Source organism: Streptomyces sp. NPDC048584 (assembly GCF_043199595.1).
GTDB classification, from domain to species: domain Bacteria; phylum Actinomycetota; class Actinomycetes; order Streptomycetales; family Streptomycetaceae; genus Streptomyces; species Streptomyces edwardsiae.
The window spans coordinates 411,037-435,952 of record NZ_JBICWF010000006.1 but is presented as its reverse complement, the minus strand read 5'-3'; the positions used below and the strand labels follow the sequence as shown (position 1 = coordinate 435,952).

Annotated in this window: 16 protein-coding genes and 1 pseudogene; 7 read left to right on the top strand and 10 right to left on the bottom strand. The window is 72.3% G+C overall.

Annotation, left to right across the window (positions count from 1 at the left end; all coding sequences use genetic code 11):
- The first annotated feature begins 433 nt into the window (after positions 1–433).
- Together ACGFR9_RS16925 and ptsP are read left to right on the top strand one after the other, a co-directional pair.
- The gene (locus ACGFR9_RS16925) at positions 434–883 is read left to right on the top strand and encodes a PTS glucose transporter subunit IIA (protein WP_030221374.1); all 450 of its coding nucleotides are present in this window, start codon (positions 434–436) and stop codon (positions 881–883) included.
- A 76-nt stretch (positions 884–959) separates the two neighbouring features.
- On the top strand, positions 960–2,630 hold the full coding sequence (gene ptsP / locus ACGFR9_RS16920) for a phosphoenolpyruvate--protein phosphotransferase (RefSeq protein ID WP_393208582.1): 1,671 nt from the start codon (positions 960–962) through the stop codon (positions 2,628–2,630).
- Between the two features lie 87 nt (positions 2,631–2,717).
- Here the strand turns inward: ptsP and ACGFR9_RS16915 are convergent, their stop codons facing one another.
- Together ACGFR9_RS16915 and ACGFR9_RS16910 are read right to left on the bottom strand one after the other, a co-directional pair.
- Positions 2,718–3,605 carry a hypothetical protein gene (locus tag ACGFR9_RS16915; protein WP_393208516.1) on the bottom strand — a complete coding sequence of 296 codons (888 nt, stop codon included), beginning with the start codon at positions 3,603–3,605 and terminating at the stop codon, positions 2,718–2,720.
- Between the two features lie 101 nt (positions 3,606–3,706).
- On the bottom strand, positions 3,707–5,674 hold the full coding sequence (locus tag ACGFR9_RS16910) for an acetoacetate--CoA ligase (protein ID WP_393208513.1): 1,968 nt from the start codon (positions 5,672–5,674) through the stop codon (positions 3,707–3,709).
- Between the two features lie 212 nt (positions 5,675–5,886).
- On the opposite strand from ACGFR9_RS16910, the gene ACGFR9_RS16905 reads away from it, so the two are divergent.
- The gene (locus tag ACGFR9_RS16905; RefSeq protein WP_393208510.1) at positions 5,887–8,250 is read left to right on the top strand and encodes a glycoside hydrolase family 31 protein; all 2,364 of its coding nucleotides are present in this window, start codon (positions 5,887–5,889) and stop codon (positions 8,248–8,250) included.
- A 3-nt stretch (positions 8,251–8,253) separates the two neighbouring features.
- On the opposite strand, the gene ACGFR9_RS16900 is transcribed toward ACGFR9_RS16905, so the two are convergent.
- Complete coding sequence (locus ACGFR9_RS16900) at positions 8,254–8,790, bottom strand: NUDIX domain-containing protein (RefSeq protein ID WP_393208507.1); 537 nt, start codon at positions 8,788–8,790, stop codon at positions 8,254–8,256.
- 45 nt (positions 8,791–8,835) lie between these two features.
- Positions 8,836–9,645, bottom strand: a complete 810-nt coding sequence (locus ACGFR9_RS16895; RefSeq protein ID WP_393208504.1) for a M15 family metallopeptidase — start codon at positions 9,643–9,645, stop codon at positions 8,836–8,838.
- A gap of 125 nt (positions 9,646–9,770) precedes the next feature.
- On the opposite strand from ACGFR9_RS16895, the pseudogene ACGFR9_RS16890 reads away from it, so the two are divergent.
- Together ACGFR9_RS16890 and ACGFR9_RS16885 are read left to right on the top strand one after the other, a co-directional pair.
- Positions 9,771–9,896, top strand: a pseudogene (locus tag ACGFR9_RS16890) (aquaporin family protein); the annotation flags it as partial.
- A 126-nt stretch (positions 9,897–10,022) separates the two neighbouring features.
- The gene (locus ACGFR9_RS16885) at positions 10,023–10,160 is read left to right on the top strand and encodes a hypothetical protein (RefSeq protein ID WP_393208588.1); all 138 of its coding nucleotides are present in this window, start codon (positions 10,023–10,025) and stop codon (positions 10,158–10,160) included.
- An 82-nt stretch (positions 10,161–10,242) separates the two neighbouring features.
- Here ACGFR9_RS16885 and ACGFR9_RS16880 read toward each other — a convergent pair whose 3' ends face one another.
- The 5 genes from ACGFR9_RS16880 to ACGFR9_RS16860 are packed head-to-tail and all read right to left on the bottom strand — an operon-like array spanning position 10,243 to position 18,348.
- On the bottom strand, positions 10,243–10,848 hold the full coding sequence (locus ACGFR9_RS16880) for an ATP/GTP-binding protein (RefSeq protein WP_393208501.1): 606 nt from the start codon (positions 10,846–10,848) through the stop codon (positions 10,243–10,245).
- The gene (locus ACGFR9_RS16875; protein WP_393208498.1) at positions 10,829–14,503 is read right to left on the bottom strand and encodes a hydantoinase B/oxoprolinase family protein; all 3,675 of its coding nucleotides are present in this window, start codon (positions 14,501–14,503) and stop codon (positions 10,829–10,831) included. The genes ACGFR9_RS16880 and ACGFR9_RS16875 overlap by 20 nt, the downstream gene beginning before the upstream one ends.
- A 24-nt stretch (positions 14,504–14,527) precedes the next feature.
- On the bottom strand, positions 14,528–14,923 hold the full coding sequence (locus tag ACGFR9_RS16870) for a DUF742 domain-containing protein (RefSeq protein WP_030221409.1): 396 nt from the start codon (positions 14,921–14,923) through the stop codon (positions 14,528–14,530).
- A 9-nt stretch (positions 14,924–14,932) separates the two neighbouring features.
- Positions 14,933–15,367 carry a roadblock/LC7 domain-containing protein gene (locus tag ACGFR9_RS16865; protein ID WP_030221412.1) on the bottom strand — a complete coding sequence of 145 codons (435 nt, stop codon included), beginning with the start codon at positions 15,365–15,367 and terminating at the stop codon, positions 14,933–14,935.
- Positions 15,364–18,348: a nitrate- and nitrite sensing domain-containing protein gene (locus ACGFR9_RS16860; protein WP_393208493.1), complete on the bottom strand. Its 2,985-nt coding sequence runs from the start codon at positions 18,346–18,348 to the stop codon at positions 15,364–15,366. Before ACGFR9_RS16860 ends, ACGFR9_RS16865 begins: the two co-directional genes overlap by 4 nt.
- 411 nt (positions 18,349–18,759) lie before the next feature.
- Here ACGFR9_RS16860 and ACGFR9_RS16855 point away from each other — a divergent pair, with 411 nt between their 5' ends.
- Both ACGFR9_RS16855 and ACGFR9_RS16850 read left to right on the top strand, forming a co-directional pair.
- Complete coding sequence (locus ACGFR9_RS16855) at positions 18,760–19,305, top strand: hypothetical protein (protein WP_393208490.1); 546 nt, start codon at positions 18,760–18,762, stop codon at positions 19,303–19,305.
- Positions 19,306–19,411: 106 nt separating this feature from the next.
- Positions 19,412–20,209, top strand: coding sequence for an IclR family transcriptional regulator (locus ACGFR9_RS16850; RefSeq protein WP_393208487.1), 798 nt, complete (start codon positions 19,412–19,414; stop codon positions 20,207–20,209).
- 31 nt (positions 20,210–20,240) lie between these two features.
- Here ACGFR9_RS16850 and ACGFR9_RS16845 read toward each other — a convergent pair whose 3' ends face one another.
- Positions 20,241–24,893: a hypothetical protein gene (locus ACGFR9_RS16845; protein WP_393208485.1), complete on the bottom strand. Its 4,653-nt coding sequence runs from the start codon at positions 24,891–24,893 to the stop codon at positions 20,241–20,243.
- Positions 24,894–24,916 lie beyond the last annotated feature (23 nt).

Below are 24,916 nucleotides of genomic sequence, written 5' to 3'. Positions count from 1 at the left end.
CTGGCGTTGACTTTTGGCACGCTGTTGAGTTCTCAAGGAACGGACGCTTCCTTTGTACTCACCCTCTCGGGCTTTCCTCCGGGCGCTTCCCTTCGATGTTTCCAACTCTACCAGTGTTTTCCGGCCCCTTGACCACCGTCCTGCGGACATGCAGAAGGTGACCCAAAGATGGATCTGTCAGAATTGGATTGCTGATCCGGAACGGGGCGTCTGTTCGCGCCGCTCGTCCCCGAGCAGGAGTACAACCCTACACGGGGTCGCGGACCCCGTGCAAATCCATTAGGGTGTGTGGTCTAGACCTCTCGTCTAGACCACACATCCGGACCTGTCCTCCGGAACCGGTACGTCGTATGACATACGCTGCTGAACAGCGCGCCGCAGGCAGGTAGTGACGGCGGCGCACGTACAGATCTCCACGCCTGGGAGGCTTCCCATGACCACCGTGATGTCCCCGCTTGCAGGACGGGCCATCGGACTGGCGTCCGTGCCCGATCCGGTCTTCTCCGGGGCCATGGTCGGCCCGGGTACGGCGATCGACCCCGTGCGGGAGCCCTCCGAGGCCGTCTCCCCCGTCGACGGTGTGATCGTGTCTCTGCACCCGCACGCGTTCGTCGTCGTCGACGAGAGCGGACACGGTGTGCTCACCCATCTCGGCATCGACACCGTCCAGCTGAACGGTGAGGGCTTCGAGCTGCTCGTGAACAAGGGTGACACCGTGACTCGCGGCCAGAGCATCGTGCGCTGGAACCCTGCCGCGGTCGAGGCCGCCGGCAAGTCCCCGGTGTGCCCGGTCGTGGCCCTGGAGGCCACGGCGGACGCCCTCTCCGACCTTCGTGACGACGGCGACGTGAAAGCCGGCGACACCCTCTTCCTCTGGAAGTGAAGCGCCGCCGTCCATGACGGCCACCAGGACAACCAACGCGGCGGCGAAGTCCGTCGCACTATCGGAGACGGGTGAGATGGAGACAACGCTGCGAGGCGTCGGCGTCAGCCACGGTGTGGCGATCGGCGAGGTACGGCACATGGGTACGGCGGTGCTCGAGCCGCCGGCCAAGCAGATCCAGGCCGAGGACGCGGAGCGTGAGCAGGGACGTGCCCGTAAGGCCGTGGAGGCGGTCGCGGCCGATCTGACGGCGCGCGGCAATCTCGCCGGCGGCGAGGCCCAGGCGGTGCTCGAGGCGCAGGCCATGATGGCTCAGGACCCTGAGCTGATGGCCGACGTCGACCGGCGCATCGCCGTCGGCAGCACGGCCGAGCGTGCGGTGTACGACGCGTTCGCCGCGTACCGCGAGCTGCTGGCGAACGCCGGTGAGTATCTGGCGGGCCGGGTGGCCGACCTCGACGACGTGCGGAACCGTATCGTCGCGCGGTTGCTCGGGGTGCCGATGCCCGGCGTGCCGGACAGCGACGAGCCGTATGTCCTCGTGGCCCGTGATCTCGCACCGGCGGACACGGCGCTGCTCGACCCCACGCTGGTGCTCGGCTTCGTGACCGAGGAGGGCGGACCCACCAGTCACAGCGCCATCCTCGCCCGCGCCCTGGGTGTCCCGGCCGTGGTCGCCCTGCCCGGAGCGGGCGAACTCGCCGAGGGCACGCTGATAGCGGTCGACGGCAGCACCGGGGAGATCTTCGTGAACCCGAGCGACGAGAAGAAGGCACTGCTCGAGGCGGCGGCCGCCGAGCGCAAGGCGGTGCTGGCGGCGTCCACCGGACCCGGTGCGACCGCCGACGGTCACAAGGTGCCGCTGCTCGCCAACATCGGTGGCCCGGCGGATGTGCCGGCCGCCGTCGAGGCGGGTGCGGAGGGCGTGGGTCTCTTCCGTACCGAGTTCCTGTTTCTGGACGACGACAAGAACGCTCCTTCCGAGGAGAAGCAGGTGGTGGCCTACCGCCAGGTCCTCGAGGCTTTCCCCGAGGGCCGCGTGGTCGTGCGCGTGCTGGACGCCGGTGCCGACAAGCCGCTGCAGTTCCTCACTCCGGCGGACGAGCCGAATCCGGCGCTGGGTGTGCGTGGTCTGCGGTCGCTGCTGGACCATCCCGCGGTGCTGCGTACCCAGCTGACGGCACTGGCGAAGGCGGCGGAGGGGCTGCCGGTCCACCTGGAGGTCATGGCCCCGATGGTGGCGGACCGTGCCGATGCCAAGGCCTTCGCGGACGCCTGCCGCGAGGCGGGGCTGCGGGCGAAGTTCGGTGCGATGGTCGAGATCCCGTCGGCCGCGCTGCGGGCGCGTTCGGTGCTGCGGGAGGTGGAGTTCCTGTCGCTCGGCACGAACGATCTGGCGCAGTACACGTTCGCCGCGGACCGTCAGGTGGGTGCGGTGTCCCGGCTGCAGGATCCGTGGCAGCCGGCGCTGCTCGACCTGGTGGCGCTGTCCGCCGAGGCGGCGCGGGCCGAGGACAAGAGCTGTGGTATCTGCGGTGAGGCCGCTTCCGATCCGCTGCTCGCCTGTGTGCTGACCGGACTGGGTGTCACCTCTCTCTCCATGGGTGCGGCGTCCATTCCGTATGTGCGGGCGTCGCTGGCGAAGTTCACGCTGGCGCAGTGCGAGCGGGCCGCGGCGGCGGCCCGGGCGGCGGACAGTGCCGCCGATGCCCGTGACGCCGCTCAGGCGGTGCTGTCCGGCGAGTAGCGGGCACCCGTCCGGGCAGCGGGCGGGACCGGTGTCCTTCGGAGGGCGCTCCACCTGGCGGTGGGGCGCCCTCCGGGCGTTTCCGGCTCAGTGGCTGTGGTCCGGGCCCGGTCCCTCCCCGAGGTCGGGTGGCTCGCAGTAGTCGACGTTGGACTCCGGGGAGATGAGGTCTCCGGACTCGGCGTCGGTGCAGTAGGCGTCGAAGACCTCGCCGGCGGTGAGGGGAACCAGGCCGTAGGCGCGCAGGCGCCAGCCCTGGACCCGGTCGGGCGTGCCGGGTTCGCTGGTCCGCATGACCAGTCCGCCGGGGCTCGCGGTGGCGAGGCCGACGGCCAGGACAGTGGTGAATTCGAGGGCTTCGGACTCGTCGAGTTCCATGTGGCCCGCGATGTCGTCGGCGTGCAGGACGGCGAAGAGGTTCTCGGGTGGTCCGGAGACGCTGCACACGAGGTGCCGCTCGCCGGGCGGGGCCGCGTCGAGGATGCGGACCAGGAGGTGCGAGGCGCGGGCGAAGGCGGCGCGGCCCAGGTCCTCGCCGCACGAGACGCAGGTGCCGAGGCGGGCGAGGAGGGTGGTCGCGTACTCCCAGGTGGCGCGGCGGACCGCCTCGTCCACGAGGGTGGGCAGAAGGTCGGTCAGGGGCCGGCCGTCGTAGGGGACCGTGGCGCCGTTGGCCGCGAGGTCGGCCGTGAACAAGGTCCGGCTGGTGTGGCTGTCGGGGTCCAGCCCCGTGTTGGCGCAGTAGTCGGCGTAGTCCTCGGGGTCGAAGAGCGCCACCGTGGTGTGGCCGCCCTGCAGGGCGCGTGCCCTGAGGACGGCTTCCATGTGTTTGAGGTAGGTGGTGTGCTCGTCGAAGACGAAGCTGTGGTAGCGCCGCATGGCGCGGAAGTCGTGTTCGTCGGCCAGCAGGCCGATGGTGCCCGCGACTTCGCGGCGCAGGACGCGTCGCAGGGTCCGGTGGTCGGTGGTTGCCATGTCTCCCCCTCGGCACAGTCGATCAATGCTCACTCACAGTAATCGGCGGCACTGACAACGGCGGGCGGGCCGAAGGGGAGGGCTGGTTCGCCGGGGGCGGGTCAGGAGCGCTTGCGGGCGAGTTCCTCGTAGAAGGCGAGCAGACCGAGGTTGTCGATGGAGCCCGGGTTGACCGCCTTCTCCAGCGAGGTGCCCTGGAGGAGCCGCTTGACCGGTACCTCGATGCGTTTGCCGGTGAGGGTGTGAGGGACGCCGGGGACTTCGATGATCTCGTCGGGTACGTGACGGGGGGACAGCTGCTCGCGGATGGTCCGCTTGATGCGGCCGCGCAGGTCCTCGTCGAGGGTGGCTCCCGGTGCCAGGTGGACGAACAGCGGCATCCAGTAGCCGCCGTCGGGCTGCTCGACACCGATGACGAGGGATTCCCGGATCTCGGGGAGGCGTTCCACTGCTTCGTAGATGTCGGCCGATCCCATGCGGACGCCCTGGCGGTTCAGTGTGGAGTCCGAGCGGCCGTGGATGACGACCGAGCCGCGGGACGTGATGGTGATCCAGTCGCCGTGCCGCCAGACGCCGGGGTAGGTGTCGAAGTAGCTGTCGTGGTAGCGGGTGCCGTCGGGGTCGTTCCAGAAGTGGACCGGCATGGAGGGCATCGGGTTGGTGACCACGAGTTCGCCGACCTCGTCGGTCAGCGGCTTGCCGCTGGGGTCCCAGGACTGCAGGTCCGTGCCGAGGCCGGGGGCCTGGAGCTCGCCGATGTGGACGGGGAGGGTGGGTACGGCTCCGGCGAAGCAGGAGCAGACGTCCGTTCCGCCACTGACGGACGCGATCCACAGATCGTCGCGTACCTCGTCGTGGAGCCAGCGGAAGCCGTCGGGGGGCAGCGGGGAGCCGGTGGTCGCGACGCACTTCACGGCGGAGAGGTCGAAGTCGCGCGCGGGGCGCACTCCGGCTTTGCGGCAGGCCATGACGTAGGCGGCTGAGGTGCCGTAGAGGGTGGCGCCGGTGCGTTCGGCGATGCGCCACTGGGCGCCGGTGTCCGGGTGACCGGGGCTGCCGTCGTACAGGACGATCGTCGTTCCGGTCAGGAGGCCGGAGACGAGGAAGTTCCACATCATCCAGCCGGTGGAGGTGTACCAGAAGAAACGGTCCTCGGCACCGAGGTCGCAGTGGAGTCCCAGTTGCTTGAGGTGTTCGACGAGGATGCCGCCCTGGGACTGGACGATCGCCTTGGGAAGTCCGGTGGTGCCGGAGGAGTAGAGCACCCACAGCGGGTGGTCGAAGGGCACCTGCTCGAAGACGGGTTCGGCGTCCGCGGCGGTGAGGTCGGACCAGTCCAGTGCCCCGTCGGGGGCCTCGGTTCCGAGCAGGGGGATGTGCACGACGGCGCGCAGGGTGGGCAGTTCGCTGCGGAGTTCGGCGACGACGTCGCGGCGGTCGTGCTCCTTGCCGCCGTAGCGGTAGCCGTCGACGGTGAACAGGACGACGGGTTCGACCTGCTGGAAGCGGTCGAGGACGCTGCGGGCGCCGAAGTCGGGGGCGCAGGAGGTCCACACGCCGCCGACGGCCGCGGTGGCGAGGAGGGCGACGACGGCCTGCGGGATGTTGGGGAGGTAGCCGCTGACCCGGTCCCCGGGGCGTACGCCGAGGGACCGCAGCTCCGCGGCCAGGGAGCCGACCTGGCGGCGCAGCTCCGCCCAGGTGACGGGGCGGGGGTCATGGGTCTCGTCGACGTACAGCAGGGCCGCTTCGTCCGCGCGGGAGGCGGTCGCACGCAGTGCGTGCTCGGCGTAGTTCAGGGTGGCTCCGGGGAACCACTGGGCCCCGGGCATGGAGCGCTCGCCCAGCACGCGCGCGTAGGGGGTGGCGAAGCGGACGTCGAACCATTCGGTGACCGCTTTCCAGAAGGTGTCCAGCTCGTCCACGGACCAGCGGTGGAGCGCCGCGTAGCCGCCCTCTGCGGGGGCGCCGTGGTGTTCGGCGGCCCATGCCTGGAATGCGGTGATCCGTGCCTGGGCGATCTGGTCATGGCTCGGCTGCCACAGCGGCTGGGGGTTCACGGTCGACATGGGCGGCTCCCGGACTGTGCGCGTCGTGTGCGTGCTCCGCACACGGGCTGGGGTGTGCGCGTGACGCGGCTGACAGGGACGATGCCACGTGATCGACTTCCGCACCAGGGCGACCCCCACATAGTCCGTGCCGTGAAGATGTGGTCCGATCACGGGTGAACGGCAGTTGAACGAGACGCATGACGGGCGCGGTCAATGGCAGGGTGATCAGCATGGACGGTCGTGACCTGGTGCGTTCGGTGATATCGGTGGGGGCGGCTCAGGGGTTGCGCACCGTACGAGCAGCGTGGCGCAGGCGGCGGGCCGACGCCAGTGGGCTGCCGCCCCGGGGGCCGGAAAGGGCCCGGGTACCCGGGACGGTCCGGGAGGTGGAGCCCGGGCTCGGTGGCGGGCTGCTCCGGTTCGACCGCTCGGAGCTGCGGATCTTCGTCGCGGTGAACGGGGCGGTCTTCTGGGGCTGGGACGGGTCCGCTCCGGAGCCGTCGTACGCGCTGCCGGGCCGCTGTCCCGAGCCGGATCCGCGGGCCGCGCTGGAACCGGACAAGGACGGTGGCTGGCGTGTGGTCGCCGAGCGGGTGACGGTCGTGGTCTCGCGGCGCGGCGCGGTGCAGGTGCTCACTCCCGGGGGCGTGATGCTGCGGCGCGATCTGCCGCCGCGCTGGTGGGAGCCGGTGGGGGGTGGCACCGCGCGGTGGATGCAGCGGTCCGAGGTGCCGGCCGACGCGCGCTTCTTCGGGCTCGGGGGGCGTGCGTCGGGTCCCCGGCTGCGGGACGGTACGTACAGGCTGTGGAACTCCGCGCCCGGCCGTGCCACCGGCTCCGGCGACGCACCGCAGTCCGTGACCATGCCGGTGCAGACGGTGGTGGCCGACGCGGGCACCCATCTGGCGTTCCACGACAGTTCGTGGGACGGCACCGTGACGCTGTGGGAGGGCGAGGAGGGTGCCGGTTCCGGGCACGACCGGGCTGGGGTGAGTGAGCTGCGGATGGACGGTGGTCCGCTGCGCTGCTGGGTGATGGTGGGTACTCCCGCGCGGGTGCTGCTCGCCTGGGCCTCGCTCACCGGTGCGCCCGCGCTGCCTCCCGCGTGGGCGCTCGGTCACCATCACGTGTGTGCGTCCTTGGGCGGTGAGGAGGAGGTGCGGCGGATCGTCGCAGGGTACCGGGAGCATGGGCTGCCGCTCGACGCCGTGCATCTCGGCGTCGGCCATCTCTCCTCCCGGCAGGTGTTCACCGTCGATGACGCGCGGTTCCCCAAGCTGCCGGTTCTCGCGGACGAGCTGCGGCGCGAGGGGATCAGGCTGGTGTCGGTCGTGGGTCCCGCGGTCGGCTCCACGCCCGGCGTCACCGTCTACGACGAGGGCGTGGAGCGGGACGCGTTCGTGCGGGACGCCTCCGGGCAGGTCGTGGAGGGTGTCGGGTGGACGGGGGACGTGGTCTTCCCGGATTTCACGGACGCGCGTGTGCGCGCGTGGTGGGGCGGTTTGTACGCGGAGCGGCTGGCGCAGGGGTTCGCGGGCTTCTGGCACAGCGTGAACGAGCCGACGTCCTTCACCGCGTTCGGTGACCCGACGCTGCCGCGGTCGGCTCGGCACGCGCTGGACGGTCGCGGCGGTGACCATCGCGAGGCGCACAACGTGTACGGGCAGAGCATGGGCCGGGCCGCGTACGAAGGGCTGCGGGAGCAGGTTCCCGAGGAGCGGCCGTTCGTGTTCTCGCGTTCCGGGTGGGCCGGGATGCAGCGGCACGGTGGGGCGTGGCCGGGCGAGGTGGCGACGGGGTGGGCCGGGTTGCGGGCGTCATTGTCGCTGGTGCTGGGGCTGGGGCTGTGCGGTGTTCCCTACGCGGGCACGGACGTCGGCGGCCCGGGCGGGGAGGTGTCGTCCGAGCTGTATCTGCGCGGGCTCCAGTTGGGGGCGTACCTGCCGTTCTTCCGCACCCGGGCCCGTGTCGGTGCGCGTGCGGGGCGGGGGGAGCCGTGGGAGTTCGGCGCGGATGTGCTGCGGCACGCGCGTGAGACGCTCGTCGAACGCCGGCGGCTGCTGCCGTACTTCATGACGCTGGCGCAGCTGGCGCGGCGTACCGGAGCGCCGTATGTGCGGCCCCTGTGGTGGTCGGCTCCCGAGGATCGCGCGTTGCGGGACTGTGAGGACGCCTTTCTGCTCGGGGACTGTCTGCTGGTGGCGCCGGTGCTCGCTCCGGGAGTGGAGGGGCGGTCCGTCCGACTGCCGCGCGGACGGTGGTACGACACGGCGACGGGGCGCGCGTACGACGGGCCGGCCCGGGTGTGGGCCGACGCGCCGCCAGGACGGATACCGGTGTTCGCGCGCGGTGGCTCCGTGCTGCCGGTGCTGGGTGAGGACGGCGGTGTGGAGCTGGAGGTGTGGGCGCCGGCGCCGGGGCGGACCGGGGGCGGGCTGCTGGTGCCCGATGCCGGGGACGGGTGGGAGGAGCCGGAGACCGAGCGGTACACGGTGCTGTGGTCGGGCCCGCGGATCGTCGTCGAGCGGGAGGACGAGGACGGCGGCTCGGAGCCCCGCCGGCCGGTGCGGGTCCGCGGGCTGGTGGAGGGCTGAGGGTCAGATGTAGCGGCCCTCGAACCACGCGCGTGCGGCCAGGGTGTGCAGGGGGAAGGCGAGTTCCTCGGGACGGCGCAGCAGCCTGCGGTCGTCGGTCTCGTCGGTGGCGGTGAAGGGCGGCAGGTCGTCGGCGGGGCGTTCGGGGAGGAGGCCGAACAGCAGCAGGTGTCCGTCGGGCGAGCTCATGGCGTCGGCGAGCCGTACGTCATGAGCCGCCGCGCCGATGCCGGTCTCCTCCTCGAGTTCGCGGACGACAGCCTGGCGCCAGTCCTCCCGGTCGTCGACATAGCCGCCGGGCAGGGCCGTACGGCCGCGCGCGGGCGCGATGGTGCGGGCGATGACGACGAGGCCGGTGCCCTGGGTGTCGTACACGGGCTGAAGGGCCACGGCGACCGGCAACGGGTTGCGGTAGGCGACCGCCCCGCAGGCCGGGCAGGTGCGGGGCCAGCCGGAGACGCCCGCGCCGAAGGACGTGCCGCAGCTCGAACAGCGGGAGCCCGGTGCGGAGTGGGGAGCCGGGGCGGGGGATTCGGACACGCGCGGACTGTATCCGATCGCGGTGGGGGCGTCTCCTGGCGCCGGTCAGTTGTGGCCGGTGAGTGACCTTCGGGACACCGGGAAGTCGAAGTAGGTGTCCGGGTGGGTCTCCGGCTTGAAGGTGTAGTGCCACCACTCCTCGGCGAGGTTCACGAAGCCGAGGTCCTCCAGGGTGCTCTTGAGGAGCAGCCGGTTGGCGCGCTGTTCGCCCTGGACGCGGGGGTCGAGGGTGTGGCTGAGGGTGTCGAAGCAGTCGTAGCCGGTGCCCATGTCGACGGAGGTGTCGGGGAACCGTTCGTCCTGGGGGGCGAAGCAGGGGGTGAGAGGCTCTCCGGGATGGTAGGGCCGGGTCGGCCCGGCGGGGAGTCTCACGAGCGTGAGGTCGACGGTCGAGCCGCGGCTGTGGCCGGACTTCTCCGCGATGTAGCCGTCGGCGAACAGCCGGGTCTTGTCGACGCTCGGGTAGAACTCGGCCTTCATCTCCTGGTCGTCGAGGTCCTCGGCCCAGCGGACGAAGTGGTCCACCGCGCGTTGCGGCCGGTAACAGTCGTACACCTTCAGGGAGTAGCCCTGGCGCAGCAGTTTCCGCTGCGCCGTGCGGAGGGCCTCCGCCGCGGGGCGGGTGAGGACGCAGAGCGGCTGCCGGTAGCCGTCGACGGGCTCGCCGACGAAGTTGTGCGCGGTGAAGTAGCGGATCTCCTCGATGATCGTCGGGTCCACCCTGTCGAGTGCCACGAAGTCCCGGGGTGCCTTGGGTTCGGGCTTCGCCTGGGCGGTGGCGGAGGCGGCGGTCGTGGCGAGCAGGGCGGCGACGGTGGTGACCAGACCGCGTACCGCGAGGGAGAGTCGTGTCATGTCTCCTGCGTCTATCAGGAGTCGGCCGCTTGGGGGAAGAACCCGTTCTCCTGCCGCCGGGCAGGCGTGCCGCAGCGGAGGTGAGGCTTGTGGCCGGATGGCCGATAACCGTTGCGGTCGGCGACCTCGTGCACGCACTACTGCCGATCCCCGACAAGGGCACTTCGGACTGGGGCTACGCGTGGGTGCCGATCGTGGGACCGCTCATCGGCGGAGCGCTGTCCGGGCTCGTCTTCAACGTGGCCTTCTGAACGCACCTCCGCGCGGAAGCGCTCCGGGTCCAGCGCCTCCGCGCGGAGGGCGCCTGTACGCACTCGAGATCACCGCACGCGGCACCACCGCACGTGAGACCTCCGCAGAACGACGAAGGGGACGTCATGACGGACAAGTTCGTCGCCGCGACCGATCAGGGCACCACCTCCAGCCGCTGCATCGTGTTCGACCGGAACGGCGCAATCGTCGCCGTCGACCGGCGTGAGCACCGCCGGATCGGATGGAGGAGGGGGACCGGCTGATCACCCACGCGTGGGGCGTCGTTGCCCGCGCCGCGGCCCGTGCTCCGGTCGGCGGAGCATGGGCCGCGGGCCTGGCGCCGTCTCAGGTGCCGACCGTCTGGCGGCGCTGCGCGGCCTGGGTCATGGCGTGCTGGACGACGCCGATGAGGGTCTCCTTGACCGACTCGCGGTCCCGCGCGTCGGTCATCAGCAGCGGCACGTGGTCGTCGAGGTCGAGGGCCCGGCGGACGTCATCGGCCGGGTATCGGGCGGCTCCCTCGAAGCAGTTGACGCCGACGAGGAACGGGATGGCGCGCCGCTCGAAGTAGTCGATGGCCGCGAAGCAGTCCTCCAACCGGCGGGTGTCGGCGAGGACGACTGCTCCGAGGGCGCCCTCGGACAGCTCGTCCCACATGAACCAGAACCGCTCCTGGCCGGGTGTGCCGAAGAGGTACAGCACCAGGTCCTCGCGGAGCGTGATGCGGCCGAAGTCCATGGCCACGGTGGTGGTGTTCTTCGCTTCCACACCGGAGGTGTCGTCGACCGGGCGTCCGGCCTCGGTGAGGAGTTCCTCGGTGCGCAGCGGCCTGATCTCGCTGACCGCGCCGACGAGCGTGGTCTTGCCCACGCCGAAGCCGCCGGCCACCAGGATCTTGAGCGTGACGGGCTCGACCGGGGGTTTGCCGCGCTCAGAACGCCCGAAGATCATCGATCTCTTCTCCTGCTTGATGGGGGTCGGGCGGCGGGCCGTATCCCCCGCCGCCGGGGGTTTCGATGACGAGTACGTCGTCGGGGCCGACGTCCGCCGAGTCGCTTCCGGCGAGCCGGGTGACCGTGCCGTCCGCGCGTTCGATCCGGTGGGCGCCGAGGGCGCCCGGTGTGCCGTCGGCCATGCCGTACGGGGGCACCCTGCGGTGCTGGGACAGCGTGGAAACGGTCATGGGTTCCAGGAAGCGGATGCGGCGCACGGCGCCGTCGCCGCCGCGCCACCGTCCGGCGCCGCCGCTGCCGCGTCGTACCGCGAACTCCTCCAGGCGGACGGGCAGTCGCCACTCCAGGATCTCGGGGTCGGTGAGCCGGGAGTTGGTCATGTGGGTCTGTACGACGGACGCGCCGGGGAAACCGTCCCCGGCGCCGGAACCGGAGGCGACGGTCTCGTAGTACTGGTGGCGGGCGTTGCCGAAGGTGACGTTGTTCATGGTGCCGGAGCCCTCCGCCTGGACGCCGAGGGCCGCGTAGAGGGCGCCGGTGATGGCCTGGGAGGTCTCCACATTGCCCGCGACGACGGCGGCCGGCGGCTCGGGCGCCAGCATGGAGCCGGGCGGCACGATGATGTCCAGTGGACGCAGGCAGCCGTCGTTGAGCGGGATGTCGTCGCCGACCAGGGTGCGGAAGACGTACAGGACGGCCGCGTTGACCACCGCGAAGGGGGCGTTGAAGTTGCTGGGCAGCTGCGCCGAGGTGCCGGTGAAGTCGATGGTGGCGCGGCGGTCGGCGCGGTCCACACGCACGCGGACGCGGATGACGGCGCCGGAGTCGGTCTCGTAGGCGTAGTCGCCCTCGTCGAGGGCGTCGACGACGCGGCGGACCGCCTCCTCGGCGTTGTCCTGGACGTGCTTCATATAGGCCTGAACGACGTCGAGGCCGAAGTACTCGATCATGCGGCCGACCTCGTCGACACCCTTGTGGTTGGCGGCGATCTGGGCGCGCAGGTCGGCGAGATTGGTCTGCGGGTTGCGTGAGGGGTGGGGCGCTTCGGTGAGGAGGCGGAGGGTCTCGTCCTCGCGGAAACGGCCGTTCTCGGTGAGCAGCCAGTTGTCGAAGAGGACGCCCTCCTCGTCGATGGTGCGGCTGCCGGCGGGCATGGAGCCCGGGGCGATGCCGCCGATCTCGGCGTGGTGGCCACGGGAAGCCACGTAGAAGAGGACCGTCCGGTCACTCTCCGTGCCGTCGGCGGGCTCGGGCGCGAAGACCGGGGTGATGACGGTGACGTCGGGCAGGTGGGTGCCGCCGTGGTACGGGTCGTTGACGGCGTAGGTGTCGCCGGGGCGCATGGCGGGGCCGCGCCGCCGGATGACCTCTTTGACGCTGGTGCCCATGGATCCCAGGTGGACGGGGATGTGGGGGGCGTTGGCCACCAGGTTTCCGTCGGGGTCGAAGAGCGCGCAGGAGAAGTCCAGCCGCTCCTTGATGTTGACGGACTGGGCGGTGGACTCGAGGCGGGCGCCCATCTGTTCGGCGATGGACATGAAGAGGTTGTTGAACACCTCGAGCAACACCGGGTCGACTTCTGTGACCGTTCGGGAACTCTGTGTAATCGCGACGCGTTCCATGACCAGATGCCCGTCGTCGGTCGTCGCGGCCCGCCAGCCGTCGTCGACGACGGTCGTCGCTCCGGACTCGGTGATGATCGCCGGGCCGGTGACGGTCTCGCCGGGGGGAAGGTCCTCGCGGCGGTGGAGGGGTGCGTCGCGCCAGGTGCCGCCGGTGTGGAGCCGGACGGTCCGGGGGGCGACGGTGCGGTGCGGCGGGATGCCTTCGTAGGGAGCGAGGACGGAGAGATCGGGGGGTTCGGTGAGGCCGGTGGCTTCGACGGAGAGGGCTTCGACGACGATCGGACGGTCGAGCGTGAAGGAGTACGTGGCGCGATGACGTTCTTCGAAGGTGCGCCGCATCGTGGCGGGGTCGGTCAGCTCGACGGTGAGGGTGGTGTCGGTTCCGTCGTAGCGGAGCTGGGCGCGGTGGGTGACCTCGATCCGGTCCTCGGGGACGTCCTCGGCGAGGAGTTCCGCGCGGGCGGCCGCCTCCAGGCCGGCGGCGGTCGTGTGGACGCCGGGCATGGAGGCGGGTTCCAGGAGGGCTTCGACGGACTGTTCCCGCATGGCCGTGGTGTCGGCCAGGCCGATGCCGAGCGCGGACAGGACACCCGCCATGGGCGGGACGAGGACGGTGCGGATGCCGAGGGAGTCGGCGACCATGCACGCGTGCTGTCCGCCCGCCCCGCCGAAGGTGGTGAGGGCGTACCGGGTGACGTCGTGGCCCTTCTGTACGGAGATCCGCTTCACGGCGCCCGCGATGTCGGCGACGGCGATCCGCAGGTAGCCCTCGGCGACCTGTTCGGGGGTGCGGTCGTCGCCGGTCCGGTCGCGGATCTCGTGGGCGAGGGCGGTGAAGCGTTCGCGGACGAGCCCGTCGTCGAGCGGCTGGTCCCCGTCGGGTCCGAACACGGCGGGGAAGTGGGCGGGCTGGATCCGGCCGAGCATGACGTTGGCGTCGGTGACGGCGAGCGGGCCGCCGCGCCGGTAGCAGGCGGGGCCGGGTGCGGCGCCGGCGGAGTCCGGTCCCACACGGTAGCGGGAGCCGTCGAAGTGGAGGACCGAGCCGCCCCCGGCGGCGACGGTGTGGATGTCCAGCATGGGGGCGCGCAGCCGGACTCCGGCGATCCGTGTGGTGAAGACGCGTTCGTACTCGCCCGCGAAGTGCGAGACGTCGGTGGAGGTGCCGCCCATGTCGAAACCGATCACCCGGTCGTGGCCGGCGAGCTGCGACATCCGGGCCATGCCGACGATGCCGCCGGCCGGGCCGGACAGGATGGCGTCCTTGCCGCGGAACCGCCCCGCCTCGGTGAGGCCGCCGTTGGACTGCATGAACAGCAGCCGTACGCCGTCGAGTTCGTCGGCGACATGTCGGACGTAGCGGCGCAGCACGGGCGAGAGGTAGGCGTCGACGACGGCGGTGTCGCCGCGCGGGACGAGCTTCATCAGGGGGCTGACCTCGCTGGACAGCGAGATCTGGGGGAAGCCCACGCGGGCGGCGAGGTCTCCGACGGCCCGTTCGTGGGCCGGGTGGAGATGGCTGTGCATACAGACGACGGCGACGGCCCGGATGCCGTCGTCGTACGCCTCGCGCAGCGGTCCGGTGAGAGCGTCCAGGTCGGGGGCGCGCAGGACGGTGCCGTCGGCGGCGACGCGTTCGTCCACCTCGACGACGCGTTCGTGCAGCAGTTCGGGCAGGTCGATGCGGCGGGCGAAGATGTGGGGGCGGTTCTGGTAGGCGATGCGGAGCGCGTCGCGAAAGCCGCGCGTGATGACCAGGAGGGTCCGTTCGCCCTTGCGCTCGAGGAGGGCGTTGGTGGCGACGGTGGTCCCCATGCGTACGGCGTCGACGGGGTCGCCGGATCCGGCGAGCAGCGCGCGGACGCCCACGACGGCCGCGTCGGCGCCGGGTGCCCCCCGGCTCCCGGGGTGTTCCGGGTCCGGGTTGTCGGACAGCACCTTGTGCGTGAGCAGCCGGCCGTCGGGGCGCCTTGCGACGATGTCGGTGAAGGTGCCGCCTCGGTCGACCCAGAACTGCCAGCCTGTCACGTCAGTATCCCGCTTCCGCGCCGGTCACAGCGCCCGGAGGCCGTTGATCACGTCGCGCAGAATACTCTCGTCCGGCAGCTCCGCCGGGGGTACCGGCCGGTTCACATGGACGAATTCGAAGTCCACGAGGTCGCCGACAAGGACCCGGACCACCCCGATGGGCAGATCGAGTTCGGCGGAGAGCTCGGCGACCGTCTGCGGGGTGTCACGGCACAGTCCGACGATGTCCACGTGCTCCGGGGAGAGCGTGGGGTCGGTCTCCGGATCGTCCGCGTGCGGTTCCGTGACGACGACCGCGATCAGGTCGAGGCGGTGCTGGGCCGCACTGGTGGTGCGGCCCCGCGTCATGGCGTACGGACGGACGACCGGTCCGGCCTCGTCGTCGAACCAGTGGCTTCTACCCTGACCGTCGGCACTCATGTCATCCCACTACCCGCCCGAGGACAGATCGGTGCGTGGATCGGCGCCCAGATGCGCACCGACCCGCTTCACGAGGAGGGTCATCTCGTAGGCGACCTGTCCGACGTCCGAGTCGGCGTCCGCGAGGACGGCGAGGCAGCTGCCGTCACCCGCGGCGGTGACGAAGAGGAACGCCTCGTCGAGTTCGACGACGGTCTGGCGGACGTCGCCGGCCTCGAAGTGGCGGCCCACGCCCTTGGCGAGGCTGTGGAAGCCGGAGGCGACGGCGGCCAGATGCTCGCTGTCCTCGCGGGTGAGGTCCTTCGACGCGCCGGTGGGCAGACCGTCGCCGGAGAGCACGATCGCCTTGCGGATGCTGGCGACGCGGTCCACCAGGTCGTCGAGGAGCCAGTTCAGCTCCCCCTTGTCGGGTGTGCTGTGGCCGGTGGCCCTCGGTGCGGTCATCGACCGTCCCCCTTGTTCGTTCGTCGTGGTGCTGTGCCGCTGTCGGCTTCGTCGCCGGCGGCGTTCTCCTCGCGGCCGCGCTGCCAGCCGCGCTGGAGCGAGGCCATGCGGCTGCGGACTTCGTCCGCATCCCGTTCAACGGGCCGGGAGCTGCCCTCGTTCCGCCGTTCGGCGCTCTGCTTGAGCTGCGGGGCGAGGCTGGCCTGCCGAACGCGTCTGGGCAGCGAGCCGAGTGGTGCGGCGTCGAAGCCGGTGCGGCCCGCCTCCGAGGAGGAGTCGTCGGTGCCGCTCGCCTCGGCGGCCGGGCGGCCGGCGTGCTGGGGAGGGCCGGCCGGGGTCTCCGGCCGGTCCTCTCGTACGGGGCCGGAGGGTGCCGGAGGGGTGCTCCGGTCTCCGGGGCCGGTCCTGGGCCGGGAGGGGTCGGGGCTCCGGCGGCGGGCGGGCAGGGGAGGCAGGGAGTCCGTGTCCGGCTGTTCCCGCTCGTTGTCGGAGGAGGGGCGGTCGGTGCGGCGGCGGGCGGGGAGCGGGGGCGGCGTCCGGGAGCCGGGACTGCCTGGACTCCGGCGTTGCGCGGAGTCCTCACCGCGCCGGGCGGGCAGCGGCGGTACTCCTTCGAGCTCGGGCCGGGCCGGCGAGGTGTTCGTGTCCTCCCCGTCCGTCCGCTCCGCGCGGGGGCGCGTCTCGCGGACCGGCCGCCCGTGGGAGGTGACGAGCTTGGGCGCCCTCCTGCGGGCCAGCGGGACCGGGGCGTTCCGGTCGCCGCCGTCCTGTTCCGTGTCCTCACGCGGGTCGGGGGTCTGCTGATGGTGCTCGCGGCCGGACCGTTCGTCCTTGGGACCTGTGAGGGAGCGGCGGTGCCGGAAGAGGCCGCCGTGCTCGCTGTCCTCGTCCCCGAGCGCGCCGGGGAAGCGGTCGAGTGCGTCCAGGCCGACGGGGGCTTCCAGTTCGACCGGTCCGTCCAGTACCGAGGCGGGGAGCCGGGGCAGTTGTACGGGCACCTGGGAGAGCGCGACGCGTCGGCTCTCCTCCGGTTCGCGGTCCGCGGTGCGCTGGGGGCGGTCGAGGCGGAAGCCGACGCCGTTGGTGTCCGGGACGTCGTCCGTGAGCAGCGCGTCGGGGATGAAGACCACCGCGGTGGTGCCGCCGTACGGGGAGGGCTGCAGGGAGACGCGGACGTTCTGGCGCTGGGCGAGACGGCTGACCACGAACAGTCCGAGCCGGTCGGTGTCGGAGAGCTCGAACTCGGGGGTTTCGGCGAGTCTGAGGTTGGCGTCCAGGAGTGCGTCGGCCGCCATGCCGAGCCCCCGGTCGTGGATCTCCAGAGTGAAGCCGTTGGCCACGCGTTCGCCGAGGACCTGGACGGCGGTGTGCGGCGGGGAGAACACCGTGGCGTTCTCCAGCAGTTCGGCGACGAGGTGGGTGAGGTCGGCGACGGCCGGTCCGGTGACGGCGACTCTCGGCAGCCGGCGGACCTCGATGCGCTCGTAGTCCTCGACCTCGGCGACGGAGGCGCGTACGACGTCCATGAGCTGGACGGGCTTGCGCCACTGCCGGGAGGGCGCGGCACCGGAGAGGATCACCAGGCCCTCGGCGTGCCGGCGCATACGGGTGGTGAGGTGGTCCAGCCGGAACAGGTCGGCGAGTTCCTCGGTGTCCTCGGTCCGGCGTTCCATGGTGTCCAGCAGGGTGAGCTGCTTGTGCAGCAGGACCTGGCTGCGGCGGGCGAGGTTGACGAACACCTCGGAGACGCCGGCGCGCAGTTCGGCCTGTTTGACGGCCGCCTCCACGGCGGCGCGCTGGAGGGTGTTGAGGGCCTGGCCGACCTCGCCCATCTCGTTCTTGTCGTACTCCAGGCGCGGTGCCTCGGTCTCCACGTCGACGTGTTCGCCCGCCGAGAGACGGCGCATCACGCTGGGCAGCCGTACACCGGACGCCTCGTGGGCCTCCAGGCGCAACTGGCGGAGGTCGCGGATGAGCCCGCGGCCCACGCGTACGGAGAGGACGAGGGAGACCAGGAGGGCGATCAGTCCGAGGGCGCCGGCGATGACGGCCTGGGTGATGACGCCCATGGCGACGGGACGGACGCGGTCCTGATAGCGGTCGGCGGCCTGGTCGTTGAGGGTGCCGAGTTCGGAGAGCACCTTGCCGGCGGCGATGTCCCAGCTCTTGGCCGTGATCCCGCGCGGTTCTCCGGTGCCGGAGGAGACGGCTGCCTCCTCGCCGACGCGCAGCGGGGCGGACGCGCCGTTCTTCCAGAAGGTCTCGTAGCGGTCGCGTTCGGCGGCGGGCAGCTGTGGCAGACCGGCGTCGTACATCAGGGTGCGCTGGGCCATGAGGTCGGAGATGTCGCGGACTTCGGCACGGGACAGTTCGCCGACGATCAGGGCGGAGCCGAGCAGGGCGTCCTCGCGGGAGAGCAGTTCGCGGGCGCGGGCGAGATTGACCAGGGCGCGGTACTGCTTGTCAAGTTCGACGTCGTCGACCACATGCAGATTGGCCAGCAGGACGTAACACGGGTCGATCAGCCGGTTGTAGAGGTCGAGGGCCTGGGAGCGGTCGACGGTGCCGTCCTCGACACTGCGGCGCAGGGACTCGATGCCTTCGAAGGAGTCCAGTACGGCGCTCAGCTCGCCGGTGTCCCCGTGCATGGCCTCGCGCACATCGGTGTTGTCCGCGCTTCGGCGGACGTCGGCGACGGCGTCGTCGGTGGCGGTGCGGCTGCGCCGCAGTGCGGCGAGTCCCTCGGAGTCGCGGGGGTCGGCGAGATGGACGAGGGTCTGCCTGCGCTCCTGCTGGAGGAGGCGGACGGTGTCCTCGACGGGGTAGCCGACCTCCTCCATCACCGACGACACGTCGAACAGATGGCTGGCCTCGCGGCCCGTGAGCACTGTGGTGAAGGCCCAGATCGTCGTCAGGGACAACAGCGGCACGAGGAGCAGCGCCACGATCTTCCGGCGGATGGACTTCCCGCGAAAGCGCATGGCCTCCCCCAGCTCGGCCCCCGACCGGCCGGGGGTACACATGTGCGTCAACAAACGGCGCGAGCCTACTACCGCCCCGGGGGGAACTCGAAGAGCCGCCCGGAAGCTGTAGTTCCGCCGCAGGGGCGGGAGATGGTGAGTTGTCCGGTCATTGCGGGAGATTGTCCACCGGATTCCGGCGTGCGTCCCCCGGGACGATCTCCGGGGCCTGCGGGGACGGTTGGCCGATTTCTTTCCCGCCCGGGAATCTTCACGACGTGCCGTTCGTCCTTCTCTGTGGGAAATGGGGGCGGAATCGGCCACAGGAGCCGTGTCCCGCACCCGGGCGGCGTAGACGGGCGTATGCGGGGCAACCACAGGAGAACCGGGTCTTCGAGCCCGGGTGGCGGCCTGCTGGCGGTGGGGAGTGACATGTCGATGGGCACGGCGGAGCGGCGCGAGGCGCCCGCGGAGAGCGCGGCGGCGCAGGTGACCGCGCGGCCGCACGCCGAGGAGCGCGGGGGCCGCGGCGGCAGCGCGGCGCCGGAGACCGCGCGGGGCGCCGGCGGCTCGGGCGGACGGGCCGCCTACCGGCCCCTGTGGGTCGAGGAGCCGGCGCGGCGGCGCCGGATGCCGGACCCGGTGCGGACGGCGGCCGTACGGGCGGTGCTCCTCATCGCGGTGACACTGATTCAGGCCATGGTGGCCTTTCTGTGCACCCTCGCCGAGTCGTGGCTGGCGTTCCCCATGGTCATCAGCAGTGTGGTCAGTACGATCCTGGCGACATGGGGAGTCCTGGACGTCTGGGTGACCCGCCAGGTCTGGAATCAGCGCAACGGTGTGGTGTCCGCGCCCAGCAGCACCGCGAGGACCTTGCGGCGCGAGCGGCGCCGGGCCCGCCGCCGGCAGCGGGCGGCCGATCGGGCACAGGCTCGAATACGCCGGCGCGGCGGAGCCGGGCAGTTGTCGCACTCCTGAGGCGGCCCGCTCACCGGGCTTCGGCCGCTCGGTACGCTGAGGTTGCGTACGGCGCGACAGTGGGCGCCCCGCGCAACGGATACCGACGGACGGTGAGAGCCCAGCCATGGCCGGTGAGCGGAGACAGCCCCGGGGGAACGGGACGGGCACGACGAGCGCCGTGCGGTCGGTGGACCGTGCCGTGAGCGTGCTGGAGATCCTGGGCCGGCGCGGCGAAGCGGGTGTCACGGAGATCGCGGGCGAGCTGGGTGTGCACAAGTCGACGGCGTTCCGGCTGCTCGGTGTCCTGGAGAACCGCGGTCTCGTGGCTCAGACGAAGGACCGCGGGAAGTATCACCTGGGGGCCGGTGTGCTGCGCCTCGCGGGGGCGGCGGCCGTACGGCTCGACATCTCACAGGAAGGCGTCCCGGTCTGCCGGGAGCTCGCCGACGAGCTGGGTGAGACGGTGAACATCGCGGTGCTGGACGACGACGCCGCCGTCAACATCATGCAGGCCCGGGGCACGGCGGCGGTCACCGCGCAGAACTGGCTCGGCAGACGCACCCCGCTGCACGCCACGGCCGGCGGCAAGGTGTTCCTGGCCCATCTGCCGCCCGCCGTCCGGGAGAGCCATCTCGCCCGCCCGCTGCGCCGGTTCACGGAGCGGACGATCACCGGGGCTCCGGAGCTGCGCGGTGAGCTGGCGGCGGTGATCGAGCGGGGGTACGGCGCCACGCTCGAGGAGCTGGAGCTGGGCCTCGCGGCCGTCGCGGCGCCGGTCCGGGCGCACGACGGCTCGGTGATGGCGGCGATCAGTGTCTCGGGACCGGTGTACCGGCTGCGCGCGGACCGGCTGCCCGAGCTGGGCGGCCGGACGGCGACCGCGGCGGCCGAGCTGTCCCGGCGCATGGGCTACGGCTTCTGAGTCCGTGTCAGGTGACTCCGGATCGGCTGGATCAGCCGCTCGCCGGCGCAGGCCGCTTGAACATGCGGGTCGCCGTGATCTCGCTGTGCGCCTCCTCGCCCGGGTCCTGCTGGGGAAGCCCCGGCCGCAGGTGCTCCTCCACACTGATGTACTTCAGCCCGGCCCGCAGGTCGGCGTCGTTGCGCAGCCGGATGACCAGCGGGAACTCGGCGAGTGCCGTGGTGTCGAACAGGCCGGTGGTGTACAGCAGCTGGACGCCGAGCGCGTCGGAGACCGCGCGCTGGAGCTCCAGGAGGTAGGTGGCGTTGGCGCGGCCGATGGGGTTGTCGAGGAACAGGGTGCCGGCGTGGCGGTGCTTGTCCCGGCCACGGTCGTTGGAGCGCAGGGCGGCCATGGTGCAGTACAGGGCGATGGCGGCGGTGAGCAGCTGGCCGCCGGAGAAGACGTCGCCCATCTGGCCGACGGGGACGCGTTCGGCGCGCAGTACCGCGTCGGGCTTGAGGATCTCGACGGCGATGCCCTTGGGCTGGAGGGCGGCGGCGACGCCGCGCAGCAGCAGGGACATGCCGTCGCGCCGCAGGTCGGAGTTCTTCCTGACGGCCGCCCGGGTCGCCTCGTCGACGACCTCTCCGAGCCGTACGGTGAGGGTGGCCTGGTCGGGTTCCTCGAAGCGGATGCGCAGGAACTCCTGCCCGGACCACTCGCCGAGGCCCTCCGGCAGCCGGGACAGCCGCTGGGCCGAGCGGAGGGTGGCGAGCGCCGACTCGACCAGACCTCGCAGCCGGTCCACGATCGAGTCGCGGTTGCGCTCCAGCTGCTCCAGCTCGTCGGTGAGGACGCGCAGCCGGGGCGCGAAGGCGTCCGCCCACTTCTGGGCGTGCTCGGGCAGCGCGGAGGCGGGCAGTTCGCGGATCTGCTGGCGTGCGGGGGTGCGGACCTGCTCGTAGCGCGTGGAGTTGGCGTGCCGGACGAGGATGTCGCTCGCCTCGCGCACGGCGGCTTCGGCGGCGGACAGGTCGGCGGCGCAGCCGCGCAGCGAGCGGCGGGACTCGGCGGCGGACTGCCGCGCGTCGTCCAGGCCGCCGGGGTAGGGCTCGGGCTCCTCCTGCTCCTCGTCACCGGCGTGTTCGCGCAGCAGGTCGCGGAGCATGGCGGCGATCTCGTCGAAGCCGCCGGCCGCGTCCTCGGCGGCGCGGTGGGCGTCGAGGAGTTCGGCGTGGGCCTCCCGGGCCTGGTCCAGGGCGCCGCTGTGGGAGGCGAGTTCGGTGGTGGCGGTGCGCAGGAGGGCCTGTGCGTGTTCGGCGTCACGCGGCACCAGCTCCCCGGGGAGTCCGGTATGCGCCTCGCCGTCCTCGGGTGCCAGCCGTTCGGCCTCGCCGCGCAGTCGTCCGAGCTGCTCGCTGGCGCTGGACATGCGGGTCTCCAGAAGCTGCACCAGCTCCTCGGCTCGGGCGGCGGCGGCCTGCCGGCTGGGCCCGTCGGAGCCGTCGGGCGACTGGAGCAGCTGTTCGGCGCGGGTGCGTACCTTGTTGCTGAGCCGGTCCAGTTCGGTGCGGGCGGCGCTCTCGTCGCTCTCCGCGCGGGCCTGTTCGGCGCGCAGGTCCGCGCCGACGCCGACCTTCTCGTAGACCTGGGAGGCGGCGCGGTAGGCCTCACGCAGGGCGGGCAGGGAGGACTGGGAAGCTCCGGTGCCGTCGTCGGGCACCTCGTCGGGGGCGCCGGCGATCTCGGAGCGCTCGGCGCGCAACGCGCGGGCGGTGCGGCGGGCGTCGTCGGCGGCACGCTGGGCGCCACGCCGGTCCTCGTCGGCGGCGCGCGCCCGTTCCAGACAGCTCTGGGCACGGGCTTCCGCCTCGGTCGCGTCGTCGGCGAGTTCGCGCAGCTTGGCCTGCCAGCCGGCCCGTTCACGCAGCCGGAAGGCGAGTCCGGCGAGGGCGTCGGCCGCGCGCCGGGCCCGCTGGGCGGATTCCTGCCGCTCGTCACGGACGGCGACGGCCTCGGCGGCGGCTTCCTCGGCCTCCACCCGCACGGTGCGCGCATCGGCCAGTTCGGCCTCGGACTCCTCGGCGAACGCCCGGGCCTCGTGGGCCGCGGCGGCCAGTTCCGTGAGCCGTCCGGCGGGGCAGCCGGTGCGCCAGGAGGCGAGCCGGGCGGCGAGCTCCCGGTCCTTGCCGAGCCGGGCGGCGAGTGCGCGGATGTCCTCGTCCCGCTCGGTGGCCCGGGCGCGCAGTGACTGCCGTTCCTCGTCGGCGGCGTGTTCGTCGTGCATGGCCGGGTTCGGTGGTACGAGGAAGACGTCCCCGGTGTCGGAGCCCGGCGCGGGGGTGGGGGCGAGGAGGGCGGCGGCGGTGCCGACCGCGACGGCGGACCGGGGCAGCAGGGCGGCGTCGCTCAGCGCCTCACGGGCGCGGAGGTGGGAGTCGGGGTCGGTGATGATGACGCCGTCGACCAGTTCGGGGCGGGCGGCGAGCACGCGGGCGTGGTCGGCGGGGTCGACGGCCTGGGCGAGATAGCGCCAGCCCGGAAGGGCCGGGATGCCGTGCTCGCCGAGGAACTCGACCGTCGCCAGCACGTCAGGACCGGGCGGCAGCAGCCCGCCGTCGCCGAGGGCGCCGAGGATGCGGGCGTCGTCGGCGGCTGCGGTGCGCAGGTCGAAGAGCTGCCGTTCGGCGGAGGTGACGGCGTCGTCGAGCAGTTCCCTCAGGTCGTCGGCGAACCGGTCGAGTTCCTCGACGGTCAGACCGCCTTCACCCGGGGTGGGCCCGGTGTCGGTGTCGCCTCCCGCGTGGTCCGTGTCCGTGCGCTGCCCCGGCACGGCGGCCCGCCGCCCGCCGGAAGCCCCCGTCAGGCCGAGCAGTTCGGCCGGCCGCTCCTCGGCGGCGAGGACCTCGGCGGTGCGGCGCTCGCTCTCGTGGGCGCGATCGGCCGCCGTGGCCGCGTCCGCCGCGCGGGCCGCGGTGAGTTCCGCGCGGCTCTCGGCGCCGGCCGCCTCCCGTGCGTGCTCGGTGGCCCGGCGGGCCGCGTCGCGGGCGGTGTCCCATGCGGCGACGGCCGTCTTCTCCGCGTCGCTGGCCGCGAGGGCGGCCCTGGCCGGGTCGGCGTCGGGGGCGCTGTCGTCGAGCCAGCCCGCCCGTACCGCCTCGGCGATCTCCTGTTCGACCTCGGTGAGCCGCTGGCGGAGGTGCCCGATCTCGCTGCGGGCCCGCTGGGCCGCGGTGGCTGCGGCGGTGGAGTCCCGGTGGGCGCCGTCGCTGACCTCCTGGAGGCCGGCGGAGCGCTCCTCCTGCTCGTTGGCGAGGTTCTCGGCGTTCTGCGCGGCCGTGTGCAGGGCGCGGACCAGGTCGACGGCGGCCTTGGCACGGGCGGCCAGCGCGGGTGCCGCGTCCCGCTCGGCCTCCTGGATCGCGGCGGAGACGCGGGCCACCCGGTCGGCGGCGGCACGATGGCGCAGTACGGCCTCGGCGGCCTGCCAGGCCGAGTACAGCGTGCGCGCGTCGGCGAGTTCGCGTTTCTGCGCGGCGGCGGACTTCTCGGCGGCGGCGAGCGCCAGGGAGGCGTGCCGGTAGGCGAGTTCGGCGGAGATCAGCGCGCTGTGCCCGCGCGCGGACTCGGCGTGGGTGACGGCGTACGCGGCGGCGGTCACCCGCTGTGCGAGGTCTGCGGAGCGGACGCGTTCCCGGGCGCCGCGCGCGGAGAGTCGGCGGGCCAGGGTGCGGGTGCGGCGTTCGGCGGTGGTGTGGATCTCCCGGGCGCGGGCGCGGGCGTCGGCGGCCTCGACGATGCGGCCGAGCAGGTCGGCGGATCCGGCGGTGAAGTCGCGTTCGGCGATCAGTTCGGCGCGCCGTCCGAGCTTGTTGCCGAAGCCGCCGACCAGGTCGGCGAGTCCGTCGGTGTCGCGGGTGTCGGTGACGGCGCGCAGCAGCAGGTCGGTGAAGTCGGAGTCCTTCTTGACCGCGAAGAGGCCGGCGGCCTCGCCCTCGTCGGCGTTCATCTCCCGCTGGTAGCGGAAGAGTTCGGGGTCGAGTCCCAGGTCGCCGAGGTGTTCGGTCCAGCGCTCGTGGATCTCCTCCCAGTGCACCTCCAGGTGCGGGTAGTTCTTGCCGGCCTCGGCGAGGGCGTCGCGGAAGCCCTTCATGGTGCGGCGCCGTCCCCGCGCGCCCGACTGGCCCTCGACGGGCGGCCGTACGGCCGTGGACTCGGCGACGGGGAGACTGTCCAGGCTGAGACCGGGGCCGGGCCGGAAGGAGTACCAGGCCTCGGCGAACTTCCTCGGGTCGTTGGAGACCTGGCGGCCCCGCCATTCACTGGCCTTGCCGACGACGACGCACTCGCCGGTCAGCACGTGCTGCCATTCGAGCGCCACATGGCCGCAGTCGTCGGCGAGCAGGAACTTGCGCAGCACTCCGGAGCTCGCGCCGCCGAGGGTGTTGCGGTGGCCCGGGAGCATCACGGAGAAGATCAGCTTGAGCAGGACCGACTTGCCGCCGCCGTTCTCCAGGAAGAGCACCCCGGCGGGGGCGGGCCGGCGCGGCGGTCCGACGGGCTCCTCCTGGAAGAACTCCGCCTGCGTCGGGGCGGGGTCGGGCACCGGCCCGCCGACACCGCGCAGGTCGAGCACGGTGTCGGCGTAGCGTGCACCGGCCGGCCCGATGGAGTAGAGGCGGACCCGGGACAGCTCGTACATGGCGGACTCTCGTGAGGCTTCGT